Origin of the sequence: Nocardioides sp. Root122, assembly GCF_001425025.1 — a bacterium.
Classification (GTDB): domain Bacteria; phylum Actinomycetota; class Actinomycetes; order Propionibacteriales; family Nocardioidaceae; genus Nocardioides.
The window spans coordinates 223,518-240,201 of the sequence record NZ_LMDE01000010.1 but is presented as its reverse complement, the minus strand read 5'-3'; the positions used below and the strand labels follow the sequence as shown (position 1 = coordinate 240,201).

Genomic DNA, 16,684 nt, shown 5'->3' with positions numbered 1-16,684 from the left:
GTTCTAACCGCCGTGTCGTTGCCATGATTCGCGTGGTCTAGCAACAGTCGACGTCAGTGGCGGCTCCGGCCTGCGATCCTGCCGATCAGTGCCGTGAAGAGTGCGACGGCCGCCGCCGCGACGAATGCGGTGGGGAAACCAGAGCCGGAGTCCCGCAGCGCGATGGCCGTGAACGCGGCGGTGCCGAGTGCGGCGCCGACTTGGGTTGCGCTGCTGGCCAACCCCGAGGCCAGGCCGGCATGAGCGTCAGGGACGGCCGAGGCGATGACCATGGTGGTGGGGGTGAAGCTGAGCGCGACGCCGGTGGCGACCAGGAGGAGTCCCGGGAGCACGCCCACCAGGTAGCCGCCTCCCACGGGCGCGCAGGCAAGCCACAGATGTCCGCCCGCCAGGACCAGGAGGCCGGAGATGAGGCTGCGGCGGGCACCGAACCTGCGCAGGACGCGAGGCAGGAGGACGAGCGAGACGACGAAGCCGGTCAGGGATGTCGGCACCATGGCCAGTCCGCCGGCTTGGGGCGACATGGCGAGCGCCTGTTGCAGGTAGAGCGCGACGAGCACGAATGTGGAGGCTCGGGCAGCTCCGCCCAGGACTGCGAGGGCGACGCCGATCCTCAGCATCGGGGAGCTGAACAGGTCGAGCGGTACCAACGGCTCGGGGGCGCGGCGCTCGGCATGGATGAACACGGCCGTGAGCGCGACGGGGGCCAGCACTCCGACAATGACGAAGTCCGTCCAGTTGCCCGACGCGAGGCTGAGCGCCCCGTCGACAAGCGCGACGACCGCTGCGGTGATGCTGACGGCTCCGCGCAGGTCGACGTGGTGGCTCGCGCGTGGCTTGCTGTCGTCGAGGACACGTCCCGCCACAACGACGGCCAGCAAGGACACCGGGACGGTGACCAGGAAGACCGATGACCAGCCGAACGTACCGGCCAGAAGTCCGCCAGCGGCGACACCAGTGGCGCCACCCAGCGCCGACGCGGCACCCCACAGACTCATCGCCCGTGCCCGGTGCTCGCCCGGAAAGTTGACGAGGAGCAGCGCCATCGAGGCCGGGCTCAGACACGCTGCCCCGGCACCCTGCACGATCCTGCCGGTGATGAGCATCCACTCGCCGGCGGACGTCGCTGCGACGAGTGTGCCCCCGGCGAACAGGACCGAACCGATGGTGAACATGCGGCGCCTGCCGACCTGGTCAGCGACGCGCCCGCAGAGCAGGAGAAGCCCGCCGAAGGTGAGCACGTAAGCGTTCACCACCCAGCTCAAGCTGATCGCACTCAGCGAGAGCGATGCCTGGATCGAGGGCAGCGCCACGTTGACGATCGACGTGTCGAGCATGACCACGAACTGGGCGGAGACCAGCAACGCCAGGGCGAGCCCCCGGCGGGACCGGCTGGGCCCACCAGGCCGAGTGCTCGAACTGGCGCTCGCGATGCCGGTGGGAGGGACGGCTGGAGGGGTCGTACTCGTGGTCATGGCTGTCACCTCGGTCGTGGGTCGTCTCCGTCCACGGTCGGGGCGAGGTGCCTTGCCTCGCACCGGGGAGATCGCCGGGATTGCGCGACCTGACGTTTCGCGGCGCCCTCCCGCCAACGCTCCTCGCTGGGCTGCCAGCTCGCGTGAGGCACCGACTACCGGAGTCGATGCCGTCGCCCCGATCGGCAGGCAACCCGGCGGAACTCCCGGCGCGAGCCACCCGCCTCCGGACGGACGCTCGGGTCACCGGCATCACCGAGCCGGCATCACCCTTTCCGAGGAGAACGCCATGAGCCAGTCGCATCACTCCACGACGGCGTCGCCGCCCGTCGGGCACGCCGGGCACCACGGCCACCCACACCACGAGGCCCCGGGCCACGACGTACCAGCTGTGCGGCGTCCCTGGACGGTGCTCGCGCTCATGCTGGCCGCACAGATCATGGTCGTGCTCGACGTCAGCGTCGTGAACGTCGCCCTGCCCAGCATCGCCACCGACCTGCACCTGTCCTCGAGCAACTACCAGTGGCTGATCAGCGCCTACGTGCTGCTCAGCGGCGGGTTCCTCCTGCTCGGCGGACGCGTCGCCGACCTCTTCGACCGACGCCGGGTGTTCCTCACCGGCCTCACCCTGTTCACTGCCGGCTCCTTCACCGCCGGCTTCGCCGACACCGCGCTGACCCTCATCGCGGCTCGAGGCGCCCAGGGTGCCGGCGCAGCCCTGCTCACCCCGGCAGCCATGTCCGTCGTGATGGCCACCTACTCAGGCCGCCAGCGGGCCACCGCCCTCGCCATGTGGGGCACCGTGGCCAGCATGGGCATCGCCGCCGGCGTGCTGTTCGGCGGCATCCTCACCACCGCCTTCGACTGGCGCGCCGTGTTCTTCATCAACGTCCCCATCGGTGTCGCGGTCGCTGCGGGTGTCCTGGCCAAGGTCCGCTTCGCGCCCACCCGCGCCGCGGCCCGCCGCCAGCTCGATCTGTCCGGGGCAGCGCTCCTGGTGACGGGCCTGCTCACACTGGTGTATGCCGTGGAGTCCACCACCAGCCACGGCTGGACGGCACCCCACACGCTCGTCGCGGCTGGCCTGGCCACGATGCTGCTGACCGGGTTCATCCTCAACGAGCGCAAGGTTGAGAGCCCCATCGTCCCGCCCGGCACGTGGCGCATCCGGTCCCTGGTCTCGGCATCCACCGTGATGGCGGGCGTCACTGGAGCCGTCGTCGGTGCCATCTTTCTCAGCTCGTTGTACCTGCAGCAGGTGCTGGGCTCATCCGCGCTCGTCACCGGCCTGCAGTTCCTGCCGCTGGCTGCCTTCATCACCCTCAGCGCCGCCGTCGCATCGAAGGCTCTGCCGCACCTGGGCGCGAAGAAGCTCATCATGGTTGGGCTGCTGATCGCCACCGCCGGTGCGCTGGTGCTGTCGTTCGTCGACTCTGACCCCTCCTACCTGAGCGACGTGCTGCCTGGCTTCGCGCTGCTCGGCCTGGGCGTCGGTCCGATGTTCGTCGCCATCTCCGTTGCGGCGATGAGCGACGTCGCGTCCGAGCAGTCCGGTCTTGCATCGGGCCTGCTGATGACGGGCCACGAGATCGGTGCTGCCCTCGGCGTGGCCGCCCTCACGGCGGTCGCCGGCGACCTCACCACGCGCGCGGGCATCACTGCCGGCAGTCAGGACGCGTTCCTCGCCGTGGCCGTCGGGCTCCTCGCCCTGCTCGTGCCGACGTTCCTGCTGCCCGCTCACGACCCGACCCAGGCCCCGAGCGGCCACGGGCACGGCCGCGGCCACGGGCACTGACCCCTCGACCGGCCCCTCGCCGGTCCATGGACCCAGCGGTTTCCCGGCGCGACCAAGCGCCGGGGAGACCGAGGCTCAAACCCCGAACCCACGAAGCCCTCCCCCGACCACCACGCGACCACCACCCGGCCGGCGCACGGCCACTCGACCAAGGAGCCACCATGACGAACCTGCTCAACGACACCCCCGGCACCGCCGACACCCACGCTGTTGCGGCTCCGACCAAGCCCGTTGCGGTGCGCGCACGCGGCCTCGTCAAGTCCTACGGCACCGGGCCTGCGGCCGTGCAGGCCCTCGACGGAGCCGACCTCGACATCCACACCGGAACCTTCACCGCCATCATGGGCCCGTCCGGCTCCGGCAAGTCGACCCTGATGCACGCCCTCGCCGGCCTCGACGTCCTCGACGCCGGCCAGGTACTCATCGGAGACACCGACCTCACCGACCTCGGCGAGCGGCAGCGCACGTTGCTGCGCCGCGACCGCTTCGGGTTCGTCTTCCAGAGCTTCAACCTGCTTCCCGCGCTGACCGCGCAGGAGAACATCACCCTCCCGCTCGACCTCGCGGGACGTCGCCCGGACCCCGAATGGATGGCTCGACTGGTCGACACCCTCGGCTTGGGTCAGCGCCTGCAGCACCGCCCCTCCGAGCTGTCCGGTGGACAGCAGCAGCGAGTCGCGGTCGCCCGGGCCCTGGTCACCCGCCCGGAGATCGTGTTCGCCGACGAGCCGACCGGCAACCTCGACACCCGACACGGCCAGGCATTGCTGCGCTTCCTTCGCGACGCGTGCGACGACCTCGGCCAGACCATCGTCATGGTCACCCACGACCCGCTGGCAGCCGCGCACGCCGACCGGGTCGTGCTCCTCACCGACGGCCGCGTCATCGAGGAGATCGCCGACCCCACCGCCTCGGCCATCGCCGACCGGATGCTCCAGCTCGACACCGAGGCGGACGACCGCCCCCACACCGCTGCTTCCAGCACCGACACCCTCCAGGAGGGCTGACCCATGCTCCGCCTCGTCCTCAAGCAGACCATGGCCCACCGCGGCCGGCTGCTGCTCACCTTCGCCGCCATCACTCTCGGCGTCACGTTCGTCGTCGGCACCCTCGTGCTCACCGACACCTCCCGCAAGGTGTTCGACGACCAGTTCCGTGACGCCAGCACCGAGGTCGACATCGTCATCCGCGACGCCGTCGCCTTCGACGCCGCCATGGGTGTCGAGGTCGAACGCGACCCCCTCGACCCCCAGCTCGCAGCCCGCACCGCCACCCTGCCCGGCATCGATCAGGCCATCCCTGTCGTCAAGGGAACCGGACTCCTCATCAGCGACGACAAGGCGATCGTGCCCGCGGGCCCCTCCATGCTGAGCTCGTGGACCGGCGTCGACGGGTTCACCCTCCGCGAGGGTCACGCACCCGGCGGCGCGGACCAGGTCGTCATCGACGCCGCCACCGCAACCGCACACGACATCACCCTCGGCGACACGGTGCGCGTCCAGGCTGACCGTGAGGCCGACCTCCGGGTCGTCGGACTCGTCGGCTTCGGCGAGTCCGATGGCCTGCCCGACACCACCGTCGCCCTCACCAGCCTGCGCACCGCCCAGCGGCTCCTGCGACTCGGCGACGGCATCTCCCAGATCGACGTCATCGCAGCCGACGGGACCGCCACCTCGAGCGTCGCCGAGGACCTCCGCGCCGACCTCGGCGCCGACGTCGACGTGGCCGCCAGCCAGGACACGGCCGCCGCGAGCGCGGCAGCCGCCAAGTCCCAGCTCGGCTTCATCACCGGCGCACTGCTCGCGCTCGCCGGAGCGGCGCTGGTGATCGGTGCGTTCCTCATCGCCAACACCTTCTCCGTGCTGGTCACCCAGCGCACCCGCGAGCTCGCTGTCATGCGCGCAGCCGGAGCCACCGGCCGCCAGGTCATGACCTCCATCCTTGGCGAGGCGACCGTCCTCGGCATCGCCGGCGCCATCGCCGGCACCGGCACCGGACTCCTCGCAGCCACCGGGCTCCGCTCCCTGTTGGACGCCGCCGGCGCCACCGTCCCGGACGGCCCGACGGTCCTGTCGGCTCGCACGCTGATCGTGGCGCTGGCCGTCGGGATCGGCGTCACACTCATCGCCGCCTTCGGTGCCGCGCGTCGCGCGGCCCGCATCTCCCCGGTGATGGCCATGCGCGAAGGCGCTCTCGGCACAACCGGCGGTCGGGGTCGTCTCCGCTCCGGTGTCGGCGTCGCGTTCACGGCCGCGGGAGTCGCCGCGCTCAGCGTCGGCGGCGCCACCGAGTCGATGCCGGCACTCGGCGCCGGCACCGCCGCGCTGGTGGCCGGGATGGTCGCCCTCGCCCCGATGGTCGCACCCGCCGTGGTGAACCTGATCGGCCGCGGAATGATCGCCCTCACCGGCCGGAGCGTGCCTGCGGGTCTGGCTCGAGAGGCCGCCCGCCGGGCGCCGCGGCGCACCGGAGCGACCGTGATGGCGCTGGCGCTCAGCCTCGCACTGGTGGTCTTCGTCTCCGTCGTCGGTGCCTCGGTCCGCGCGGCTCTGCAGTCCGGGTTCGACGAGGCCATCACCGCCGAGCTCGTGGTGGAGAGCGCACGCGGTGAGATGCTCGGCGGCCTCGAACCCACGACCCTGAAGAAGGTCGAGGACCTGGACGAGGTCGGCACGGTCTCGCCCCTGCGGTTCGGTCACTGGAAGGACTCCGGTGCCACCCGCGCCCTCACCGCGTTCGACCCGACGACGATCGACGACGTGACCGACGTCGACATGGTCGAAGGCAACCTGACCGACCTGCGCGACGGGGTGGTCATCACTGAACGCCAGGCAGCCGAGCGCGGCCTCAACGTGGGCGACACCCTCGCCATGACGTTCGCCCGCACGGGCACGCTCAAGGTGCCCGTCGTCGGACTCATCGACGACGACGACGCGAGAGCGTTGAGCACCGACTACCTGGTCTCGCTCGCCAGCTACCGCGACTGGTTCACCGAGCGTGTCGACGCCACCCTCCTGGTGCGCCCCAGCTCCGGAACCAGCGTCCACGATGCCCAGGTCGCGCTTGAGGACGCCCTCGAGGGCATGCCGACGGTCGAGGTACGAGACCAGGCCAGCGCAGCCGAAGCCCGCACCGCATCCCTGGACGGCATTCTCACCATGATCACCGCCGTGCTGATGCTGACCGTGCTCATCGCCATGCTCGGCATCACCAACACGCTGGCACTGTCCATCATCGAACGCACCCGCGAGCTCGGCCTGCTCCGAGCCGTCGGGATGACACGGCGTCAGTTGCGCACCATGATCCGCACCGAGTCCCTGCTCATCGCCGTCGCCGGCCTGCTCGTCGGAACCACGATCGGCGTCGCAACCAGCGCCTTGTTCGTACGCGCCATCGCTCAGGGAGGCGACCTGCACCTGCGGGTCCCCACCACCGGACTCGCGCTCGTGGCTGCCGTGGGCCTCGTGGTCGGAGTCGTCGGCGGACTCGCGCCCGCCCGCCGCGCCGCTCGGCTGGAGGTGCTCACCGCCATCCGCGAGTGACCAGCGCCGCTCACACCGCAAGCCCCCAATGCAGCCGGGTTCTGCACCAACCCCACGCCCCCTCGGGTGCAGAACCCGGCGTTCTTCCCGGCGCGACAACAGAGTCGCAAGACCCAGAGTCGACACCACCCAGAGAGCCGCAACACCCAGAGCCACCACCGATCACAGGCCCGATAACAGTCGGGGACCCGAGAGAGGCGGCTCCGACCGAGACCCACCCAGGAGGACCCCATGACCGACCAGCTGAACGCCTACAGCACCGTCACCATCCGCCGCGCCAGCGAGAAGGACGCCGACGACGTCCGCACTCTGCTCATCGAGCTCGCCACGCACGAGAACTCCGCCGACGCCGTCCACGCCACCGTCGAGGACTGGCGCCGCATGCTCGCCGACCCGTCCGTGGTGGTCCTCCTCGCCGTCACCGCCGGACAGCCCGTCGGGTACGTCAGCGGCACCCGTCAGCTCAACCTGTGGCAGGGCCGTGACATCTTTGCCATGGACGACCTCTACGTCCGCCCCCAGGTCCGCGACCGCGGCATCGGCGGGCAGCTCATGGCCGCCCTGGCCCAGCACGTCAGCCCCGAGCAGTCCCTCATCACATGGGGCGTCAACCAGGACAACGACGCCGGCCAGCGCTTCTACCAGCGACTGGGAGCCACGCTCCGCACCAAGGTCGTCGCCGCCTGGCGACCCGACGCCTACACCCGCTACCTGCAGGGCCAGGCATGACTGCCACCGACGCACCCCGGCTACTTCTGCGCGAGCTCAGCCAACGCGACACCCACACCATCCAGGCGCTGCTCGAGGCTGACGCGGACTACGCACGCCGCGTCACCGGGGCCCCGGCAAGCCCGCACGCGGCGGTCGACCTGCTCGAGGAGCGGCCACCCGGTCTGCCGGCTGAGCACAAGGTGGTGCTCGGGGCGTACGACGACACCGGTGACCTGGTCGCTGTCATCGACGTGCTGCGCGGGTGGCCCGACGCGCACACGGCACACATCGGACTCCTCCAGACCCATCCCGACCACCAACGGCGCGGTATCGGCCGACGCACCCACGACCTGCTGCTCGACTGGGTCGCCCGCTGGCCCGAGATCCAACGTCTGCGGGCCACCATCGTCGCCACCAACGCCCCGTTCGCCGACCCGTTCTGGACCACGATGGGCTACCGACCGGGCGAGACAGCCACGCCCTACCTGGCCGGTGAGCAGCCGACCACCGCGCTGGCATGGACCCGTGACCTTCCCAACAGTCCGAGCCCGGAACGCTTCGCCGACGTCGGTGACGTGACGCTGTGCTACCAGACCTTCGGCGACCCGGCGTCACCCACGATGCTTCTCATCATGGGGCTGGGCTTCCAGCTGGTGCACTGGCCCGACGCGTTCTGCCGGCAGCTGGCAGATCAAGGACTTCACGTGGTCCGGTTCGACAACCGCGACGCGGGACGCTCCACCCACCTGCCCGGCGGGACGTACACGCTTGACGACATGGCTGACGACGCCGTGGGGCTCCTCGATCATCTCGGAGTTGCGACCGCGCACGTCGTCGGAGCCTCGCTCGGCGCCATGGTGGCGCAGTTGATGGCGATCCGACACCCGGACCGGGTGGCCTCGCTCGCATCACTGATGTCGACGTCCGGCCAGCGCGGGAAGGGCCGCACCTCACCGCTGATCTTCCGTCACCTCCTCGCCCGCCGCCCACGTACGGAGGAAGAAGCCGTCGAACGCCGGGTCCGGATCTTCCGGGCCGTCGGGTCCACCGGACTCGCCCAGGACCTCGACGAACTGCGACGGGCGACAGTCGAGGCGTTCCGACGCGACCCCGACGCCCGCGACGGCCGCCGAAGGCAGCACCGGGCCGTGCGGACCGCTTCGGACCGCACTCGCGCGCTCGCGCGCCTCGACGTGCCCACCGTGGTCATCCACGGCAGCGCCGACCCCATGTGCCACCCCTCCGGCGGGCGCGCGACCGCCGCCGCCATCCCCGGCGCTCGACTCGAGATCATCGAAGGCATGGGCCACGACCTGCCCCCTGCCGCCTGGCCGCGCATCATCACCGCGCTCGCCCACAACGCCCGGACGGCCGACCCCCAGCCCGGGGGATCCCGATGATGCGCAACACCCCGCGGGCCTTCGTCGGGACCGTGATGTTCCGCCTGGAAGACCCGCCCGACGTTGGGGTCTGTGAAGCAGTCGAGCGGCAAGTGGGCGACCTTCCCGGTGTCAGCTTCTGCGACGTCGACGAGGCGGCCGGGGTCCTCATCGTCACCGCTCGCGAGCCGGTGGAGCGCGCCGAGGTGCTGGCAGTCCTGGACCGGCTCGACTGCCGGGTGGCCCAGTGACCGACACACCCGCAAGAAACCTCACCGATCCAGGGGAAAGCTGCGGCAGCAATCCTGTTCCGGTGCCGGGCCGTCTCGGTAAAGTGCCGCCGTGCTGAGGGGACGGGAGGCCGAGCAGTCAGCATTGCGCGCGCTCATCGAACGTGCCGCAGCCGGCGACGGAGCCGCGCTGGTCCTCCGCGGCCAGCCGGGCGTCGGGAAATCCGCCCTGCTCGACGACGCGGTCACGGCCGCCCGGGACGCGGATGAGGGCACGGGTGTGACCGTCCTCCGCACGCGCGGTGTCGAGTCCGAAGCTCCTTTGCCCTTCGCTGCGCTGCACCGGCTGCTGCGTCCGGTGCTCGAGCGCCTCGACGACATCCCAGCCCCCCAGGCGCGCGCGCTGCGCGCCGCCCTCGGTGAAGAAGCCGAAGGTGCTGGCGACCGACGCCTGGTCTACCTCGCCACATTGAACCTGCTCTCCGAGGTCGGCGGAGACCGACCCGTACTCGGAGTCGTCGACGACGCCCACTGGCTCGACGACGCCTCCGCTGCAGCGCTGCTGTTCGTGGCACGACGACTCGAGGGCGAAGCGGTTGCCTTCATGTTCGCCATCCGTGACGACGAGGCCGGCGCCTTCGACACCCCGGAGCTCACGACCATCACCATCACTGGCGTCGCCGCCACCGCTGCCGGGGAGCTCATCGCCGACCAGGCCGCCGCTCCGATCGCTGCGCATGTACTCGAAGAGCTCCTCGAAGTCACCGACGGCAACCCTCTCGGTCTCATCGAGCTGAGCGGTGCGCTCACCCCAGACCAGCTCACCGGACACCAACGCCTCCCCGAACGCCTTCCGCTCACCGAACGGGTCGAGCGCGCGTTCCTGGACCGCTACCGCAAGCTCGATGCCGCAGCCCAGACCGTGCTGCTGGTCGTCGCCGCCGACGACTCCGGCCACCCCGCCATCGTCGCCCGAGCTGCGGCCGCCCTCGGCGCACCCGAGGAAGCGTTCGACACCGCCGAGGAGTCAGGACTGCTCCGCGTCAGCACCGAGGGGCTGATGCTCCGCCACCCGCTCGTACGCTCCGCCATCTACGGAGCCGCCACGAGCTCTCGGCGCCGTCAGACCCACCGGGCCCTTGCCGACGCCTTCGCAGGAACCGCTCACGAGGATCGTCGGGCCTGGCACCTGGCCGCGTCCGTCGATGGCCCGGACCCCGACGTCGTCGCAGCGCTCGACGAAGCCGCACAGCGCTCCAGTCGCCGTGGCGGCCACGAAGCCGCCGCCGCAGCATGGGCCCGGGCCGCGGAGCTCACCCTTGACCCCCACGAACGCGCCCAACGCCTGCTGAACGCCGCCGGAGCCAACCTCGCCGCCGGACGCCCGCTCGAGACCGACCTCCTCACCCGTGCTGCGCTCGTCGACGCCGACGACCCGCTCCTGCGAGCCGACCTCCTGCAGCTCCAGGGCCAGGTCGAGTGGAACACCCGCTCCCTGCACGACGGATACCGGATCGTGTGCCGCGCAGCGGCCACCGCCGCGCCCCACGACCCGGCCCACGCTCGCATCCTCGCGATGCTCGCCTCGGCGCTCGCCTCGTTCGGCGCCCACGCAGTCGACACCCCTTCCCCCTCCACCATCGTCACCGCGCCCGCGCCCGACGCGACCGTGGAGGAGCAGGCGGCCGATGCCCTACTCCGCGGGTTCACCGCCGTCATCGACAACGACTGGGCCAGCGCCGCCACGGCGTTGCGGCGCGCATGGGACCTCCCGCTGCCGGCCACAGCACCGGGCCTGATTCACGCCAACCTCGCCATCGCCACCATGCACCTGGGCGACGACGAACGAGCCATCCGGCTGCACGACCTACAACTCCAGCATGCGCGCGACGCTGGCGCCGTGAACATGATCGAGCACGCCCTGACTCGCGGCGTCGTGTTCCGCATCGCCACCGGGGCGTGGAGCGAGGCCTTCAAGGCCGCCCAGGAAGCTCTGCTTCTGGACCGCAACCTCGGACTCGACGAGCTCGCGGCGTTCCCGCTCGCCGAGCTCGCGGTCATCTCGGCGCTCCGCGGCGACCCGGCCGCCCCCCAGCACCTGCGCGACCTCGACGCCGAACTGGAACGACACCCGCCGCACGGCGCCACGACCGGCCTGGTGCGCGGCCTGGCTCACTGGGCCGCAGCCCGTCAGCTCGACGTCACACCCGCCACGGCCCTGCACCACCTGCAGCAGATCGACCTGCCCGTGGCCCGCTGGCTGACCGCGCTCGACCGCATCGAGACCGCCGTACGTGCCGAGCGCCGAGACCTCGCCGAGAAGTGGCTCGACGAGATCCGCTGCTTCGCCGAAGGAGCCGACATGGCGTGGGCCTGGGCCACCGTCCACCACGCCAGAGCCGTCCTCGGACACGGTGACGCCGAGGAGCACCTCACCAGAGCGTTGGACTGGCACGCCACGTCTCCTCGCCTGCCCGCACGCGCCCGCACCCAGCTCGCCCTTGGCGAGCACCTGCGCCGTCACCGCCGCCGTACCGCGGCTCGCGTCCCGCTGCGTGAAGCGCTCGACACGTTCGAGAGCCTCGGCGCTGCCAGCTGGGCCGAACGCGCACGCCAGGAACTGCGAGCCTCCGGTGAAACTGCCCGCCGCGGCACCAACCTCGTCGCCAGCGACCTCACCCCACAAGAGTCACAGATCGCCGCCCTCGTACGAGAAGGGCTCAGCAACAAGGACGTCGCGGCGCGGCTCTTCATCAGCCCCCGCACGGTCGACTTCCACCTCCGGAACGTCTACACGAAGCTGGGCATCACCTCACGTACTGAGCTCGCGGCACTCACCGGCGACCTCACCTGAAACGCACCGGTCCCCACCCCTCCTCGCGGCGCCACGTGCCGGTCCACGGTCGCGGACCGGGTCGGACCCGGCCCGCGCTCCGCGGATGCTCCCCGGCGAACTCCCCGGTGATTTCCCCGGCGCGACCGGCCCTGCCCGAAGAACACGATGGTGCCTCCACCAACCACCGAGGAGACCGTCATGACCGCCAACCTGCTCATGCACACCGCCGCCAACCACGAGATCCGCCGCCGGCTGCAGGAAGCGGACGAAGCTCGACAGTCCCGGCTGGCGCGGGGACCCCGCCGCTGGCCCACCCGCCCGCGCGGACGTCGCTGACCCCATCCCGGCCGACGCGGCCGCCTCACAGGAGCCCGACGTGACCCGCACCCGCCCACCTACCCCGACCGCCACGTCCTTGCCGCACACCACCGCACTGATCGTGGTCGACGCGCAGCGTGGCTTCGACGAGACCACGTACTGGGGCCCACGCAACAACCCCGACGCCGACCCGAACATCGCCGCCCTCATCACAGCCTTCGCCGCCGCCAGGGAGCCGATCGTCTACGTCCGGCACGCCTCCGCGGACCCGCACAGTCCAGTCCACCGCGATCACCCCGGACACGCGTTCAAGGACTACCTCGAGCAGGTCAGCCCCAGCCTGATCGTGACCAAGAGCGTCAACTCGAGCTTTCACGGCACCCCCGACCTGCACGCATGGCTTCAACGTGAACGCGTGACCGGGCTCGTGGTGTGCGGCATCACCACCAACCACTGCTGCGAGACAACCGCTCGCGTGGCCGGCAACCTCGGCTACGACACGATCTTCGCCTTCGACGCGACGCACACCTTCGATCGCGTCGGGCCGGACGGCCGCACTCTGACGGCCGACGCCCTCACGCACGCCACCTGCACCAACCTTCATGGGGAGTTCGCCACGGTGATGACCACCGCCGCCATCGTGGCGAGGTGCCGCTCGGTCGCGGCGTACCGCAGGGCACCCGCCTCGCGCGACACCGTCACGCCATACGACGAGGGACTGGCAGCGGTGCGGGACTCCGTCTGGATGTCGGTCGAATCGCCGACTGGGGCCCGAATCGCGTTGCAGCACGCGCGACCCCCGGCGACCATCAGCGTTGTGGCGGACGACAGCGACGTTGAAGTAGCCAGAGACAAAGGCCCTCTCAGCCAGTGGGAGGCAGCGCGGATCTGGGCGGCCTCCACTGCTCGGCGCGACGACAAGCCCGAACCCGCCCCCGTGGAGTCAGCATTGCCGATCATCGAGCGAGGTTTGCGTGCTCCCGGCTCGACGCTCCATCTGGCTCTCCGTGGCTCCGATGCGGTCGGCTTCGCTGTCGTGGTCCCGAGCGAGGACGGCCTGGAGATCCTCTACCTCGGGGTTGACCCCAACGCTTGGGGAGCCGGAGTGGCAGGCCACTTGCTGTGCGATGTCACGGACCACGCAGTGGAGACGGCGCGCAAAGCGGTGGACCTTTGGGTCTACGACGACAACACACGGGCCGTGGAGGTGTATCGGCGACATGGGTGGCTCGAAACGGACGAGGTCCGCATCCATGCGACGTCCGGACGACGCGAACAGCGTTTCGTCAGGAACGTGGCAGAGCATGTCGACGAGCTCGAGCACGGCTGAGCGGCAGAGCCCTGCTCCACAGCTTCAGTGACGATGCGGGTGTACCTGCTGCAGGGAGTATCAGATGTTCACCAAGAGGACAGGGCAATCACTCCGGCGGGTGCGTACCGCCTGCACCCCGCGGATGCCACTCATGGCAGTTCTCGCAGGTCAGGGCAGTGAAGCCGTCACTACTGCGACATCTGAGCGCGTCCGTCGTACGAAGAGGCCCCGGTCCCCCTGTGGGACCGGGGCCCCGGGCGTGTGTGCGACGACCACACCGCCTCACCCCGCCGGGACGTAGCGCCGGTACTCCACGGTGAACGTCGCCACGTCGTAGGAGTTCTCCGGTGACGTGATGAAGGTCCATGTCACCGGCAGGTCCATCGCCGGCAGGAAGGGGTCCCCCGTGAGCGACACCGACCTCCACTGGGCGGTCACGGTTGCGTCGCCGGGTCCGACATCGATGCCGTCGAGCCTGCCCTGATCGGGGGACCCCGGCACCGTCGGGCCGCCGGTCGCGGTCACCCGATAGGTGTCAGCAGGTGACTCGGCGAACGGGACGTCCATGCCGAAGTATCCCGCTGTACCCCACTGCCAGGACTCCGTGGCCGGGCGGAAGCTCAGACCATCGGGGAACCGCTCGCTGGGCACCGGCCCGGCACTCTCACCGCAGCCGTTGCATCCCCCGAACTCGGGGCTGTAACGACCGGCCCGGGCAGCAGCCACGGTGGCGCTCCAGATCTCTTCGGCGAGCTGTTCGTGGGAGACCCAGACGTCCTGGCGGTCCCGACTCCGGTTGCCGGCGGGGTCGGACACCACCACCTGGACGACGTATCCGCCGGGCGGCAGGAGTGCACCACCGTCGCGTCGTCCGTACCAGTCGAAGACCGGGGTGTACGAGTTCCGGATGACGCGACGCCACACCAGCTCACCCGCCTGCGTGCGGATCTCGAGGCGCGACCGCGCCAGCAGGCCGTCGTCCCAGAACAGCTCCTCGTCCCAGGCGTTCCACCCATCGCTGAGCCACATCAGCTGAACGCGATCAGTCACCACCGACGCCCGGGGATACACGGTCGGCCGAGTGGCGACCAGCCTGCCTGACAGCTGGGTGTCCACCTGGATGGCCGATCGAGCCGTTTCTCTCCGGGGCCCGGTCACTGCTGTCGACGTCGCCGAGAAGGTGTTGTCACGCACCCTCCTGCCGCCGTCGGTCCTGCCGTCCCAGGTCCAGGAGTGTCGACCTGCGGACAGCGTCCCCAGCCGGGCGCGCCGCACCAGGGCCCGCCGTGGATTGCGCACGGTGATCGTCACCCGCGCCGGGGCGTCCAGCCTGAAGCGAATGCGGCCTCGATCCTTCCGATGGTCGCCGTCGGGTGAGAAGGCGACGTGGTCCGTCGCCGTGATCAGTGTCGTCCCCGCGTCTGGACGCTGACGAGTAGACGACCTCGCGTCCGTGGCGTTCGCCGGCGACACCACGGCGAGTGCGAGACCCGTCGCGATGCTGCTCAGCACAGCGGCAACCCGTCGTCCCGGCCCCGTGCTCCGCATCATGCCCCACACCTCCGGTCCGTCCGACCCACGCGGGCGTCTGACCACTTCCAGCCAAGCGCGGCGGGCACCCTGGCAACAGGGCCGGACGGCTCCCCCTACCCCAGGTGGTCCCGGGACTCCGCCACGGAACGCTGATCCGCGCCGGAAGCGCTGCCCGCGGATCCGCGGCTGGCCAGGCGGCGTCCGGCGGGAGCAGCGAGTGCCCGTCGACCATCGGTCTCTTCCTGACCACCCCTCTCGGGACGGTCAGGAGCCGAGGAGCTCCTCCATGGTCGCGATCTCGGCCGTCTGGGTCGTGATGACCTGGCCGGCCAGCTCGACAGCGTCCTTGAACTGGCCGTCCGACTGCTCGGTCTGCGCCATCTCGACCGCGCCCTCGTGGTGCTCGATCATCATGTCCAACCACATGTCCTGGAACTCGGCGTCGGAGGAGTTCTCCAGTTCATCGAAGTCGTCGGCCGTCATCATGCCCGGCATGTCGTCGTGACCCATGTCGTCCATGTTGTCGGACATGTCGTCCATGTCGTGGCCGCCGTTGACGTGGTCGCGCATCGTCGCCGGCACGTCCTCGCCCCACGTGGTGAGCCAGTCCGCCATCGTCTCGATCTCGGGACCCTGGGCCTCCCGGATGTCCTCGGCGAGAGCCTGGACCTCCGGGTCGAGGTCACGGTCCAGGGTCAGGTCGACCATCGAGAGCGCCTGCGCGTGGTGGGTGATCATGTCGCTGGCGAAGGTGACGTCGGCATCGTTGTGCTCGGTCGTGCTGACCTCGGCCTTGGTGGCCGCATCCGAGCTGTCGTCGCCACAGGCAGTGAGGCCGACGCCGAGGGCGAGGGTCAACGCGAGGGCGCCGAGGGCGCGCGTACGGGTCGTGGTCTTGCTGTGCATGAGGTTCTCCTGGAAGGTCAGGTGGCGTGTTCGGGCAGGCAGGGGCGCGACACCCGACTGGAACGCCGAGCCGGACGTGCAGTTCAGGCTCAGCGGTGGCGGGTGGTCGCCGGGCCTGTCAGCACCTGATGACGGAGAACTGCCACTCGTGGGGCGGGCCGGTTCCGCGCACCCGCTGCAACGCCCGTTCGCGCACGGCAGCGGGCTTGAACGCGGCCGGCAGCAGCAGCCGGAGGACGCCGGCGGCGAGGACCACGAGCAGCGTGAGCGCGGCGGCGGCGAGCATGACGACGCACAGCATGACGGTGCTCACCATGTCGCGCCCCGAGCCGCCACCGCCGGCGGTGCTGGCGGCAGTGGTGTGACCCTCGTGGGAGTCCCCCACTTCCATCGCGGTGTCGTGGCCCGATGGCATGCCGCTCATCGGGCTCATCGCGATCATCGAGCTGGTGTGCGCGGCGCTCGCGGTCCTGTCGGTGGTCGCGGCGGGGGCGCCGTGGCTGGGCAGGGCGTGCATGCCGAGGATGCCGACGACCAGCGCGGCAACGAGCGCGGCCAGTCCCACACGGCTGGAGGGCCGCGCAGCCGTCGACACCCGCAGCTGCCTGCGGGTGACGGCGGTGGGAAGCACGGGCTTCATCGCTTCT

The 16,684-nt window shown here is 70.6% G+C and carries 13 protein-coding genes and 2 pseudogenes; 10 read left to right on the top strand and 5 right to left on the bottom strand.

The window, feature by feature from the left end; all coding sequences use genetic code 11:
* Positions 1–53: 53 nt before the first annotated feature.
* The gene (locus tag ASC64_RS10270; protein WP_056907448.1) at positions 54–1,475 is read right to left on the bottom strand and encodes an MFS transporter; all 1,422 of its coding nucleotides are present in this window, start codon (positions 1,473–1,475) and stop codon (positions 54–56) included.
* Between the two features lie 289 nt (positions 1,476–1,764).
* On the opposite strand from ASC64_RS10270, the gene ASC64_RS10265 reads away from it, so the two are divergent.
* The 10 genes and pseudogenes from ASC64_RS10265 (at position 1,765) to ASC64_RS21665 (ending at position 13,616) form a co-directional block, all read left to right on the top strand.
* The gene (locus ASC64_RS10265) at positions 1,765–3,270 is read left to right on the top strand and encodes an MFS transporter (RefSeq protein WP_082550363.1); all 1,506 of its coding nucleotides are present in this window, start codon (positions 1,765–1,767) and stop codon (positions 3,268–3,270) included.
* A gap of 161 nt (positions 3,271–3,431) precedes the next feature.
* A complete protein-coding gene (locus ASC64_RS10260) occupies positions 3,432–4,277 on the top strand; it encodes an ABC transporter ATP-binding protein (RefSeq protein WP_082550362.1) in 846 nt (281 codons plus the stop codon).
* A 3-nt stretch (positions 4,278–4,280) separates the two neighbouring features.
* Positions 4,281–6,812 carry an ABC transporter permease gene (locus ASC64_RS10255; RefSeq protein WP_056907446.1) on the top strand — a complete coding sequence of 844 codons (2,532 nt, stop codon included), beginning with the start codon at positions 4,281–4,283 and terminating at the stop codon, positions 6,810–6,812.
* 231 nt (positions 6,813–7,043) lie between these two features.
* On the top strand, positions 7,044–7,541 hold the full coding sequence (locus ASC64_RS10250; protein ID WP_156385122.1) for a GNAT family N-acetyltransferase: 498 nt from the start codon (positions 7,044–7,046) through the stop codon (positions 7,539–7,541).
* Positions 7,538–8,923 carry an alpha/beta fold hydrolase gene (locus ASC64_RS10245; protein WP_162245789.1) on the top strand — a complete coding sequence of 462 codons (1,386 nt, stop codon included), beginning with the start codon at positions 7,538–7,540 and terminating at the stop codon, positions 8,921–8,923. Before ASC64_RS10250 ends, ASC64_RS10245 begins: the two co-directional genes overlap by 4 nt.
* A complete protein-coding gene (locus tag ASC64_RS10240; RefSeq protein WP_056907445.1) occupies positions 8,920–9,153 on the top strand; it encodes a hypothetical protein in 234 nt (77 codons plus the stop codon). The genes ASC64_RS10245 and ASC64_RS10240 overlap by 4 nt, the downstream gene beginning before the upstream one ends.
* 91 nt (positions 9,154–9,244) lie before the next feature.
* Positions 9,245–9,661 (top strand): annotated as a pseudogene (locus ASC64_RS23150) (ATP-binding protein); the annotation flags it as partial.
* Between the two features lie 393 nt (positions 9,662–10,054).
* Complete coding sequence (locus ASC64_RS10230) at positions 10,055–11,986, top strand: helix-turn-helix domain-containing protein (RefSeq protein WP_235563646.1); 1,932 nt, start codon at positions 10,055–10,057, stop codon at positions 11,984–11,986.
* A gap of 180 nt (positions 11,987–12,166) precedes the next feature.
* Positions 12,167–12,304, top strand: coding sequence for a hypothetical protein (locus tag ASC64_RS22010; RefSeq protein WP_156385121.1), 138 nt, complete (start codon positions 12,167–12,169; stop codon positions 12,302–12,304).
* A 40-nt stretch (positions 12,305–12,344) separates the two neighbouring features.
* On the top strand, positions 12,345–13,616 hold the full coding sequence (locus ASC64_RS21665) for an isochorismatase family protein (protein WP_082550360.1): 1,272 nt from the start codon (positions 12,345–12,347) through the stop codon (positions 13,614–13,616).
* A 264-nt stretch (positions 13,617–13,880) separates the two neighbouring features.
* Here the strand turns inward: ASC64_RS21665 and ASC64_RS10220 are convergent, their stop codons facing one another.
* The 4 genes and pseudogenes from ASC64_RS10220 to ASC64_RS10210 form a co-directional block, all read right to left on the bottom strand.
* Entirely contained in the window at positions 13,881–14,648 is a 768-nt protein-coding gene (locus ASC64_RS10220; RefSeq protein ID WP_235563643.1) for a hypothetical protein, read from the bottom strand.
* Positions 14,649–14,768: 120 nt separating this feature from the next.
* Positions 14,769–15,146: pseudogene (locus tag ASC64_RS23145) on the bottom strand (FlgD immunoglobulin-like domain containing protein); the annotation flags it as partial.
* Between the two features lie 249 nt (positions 15,147–15,395).
* Positions 15,396–16,037, bottom strand: a complete 642-nt coding sequence (locus tag ASC64_RS10215; RefSeq protein WP_056907441.1) for a DUF305 domain-containing protein — start codon at positions 16,035–16,037, stop codon at positions 15,396–15,398.
* A 118-nt stretch (positions 16,038–16,155) separates the two neighbouring features.
* Positions 16,156–16,677, bottom strand: coding sequence for a hypothetical protein (locus ASC64_RS10210; protein ID WP_056907440.1), 522 nt, complete (start codon positions 16,675–16,677; stop codon positions 16,156–16,158).
* Between the last annotated feature and the right edge of the window lie 7 nt (positions 16,678–16,684).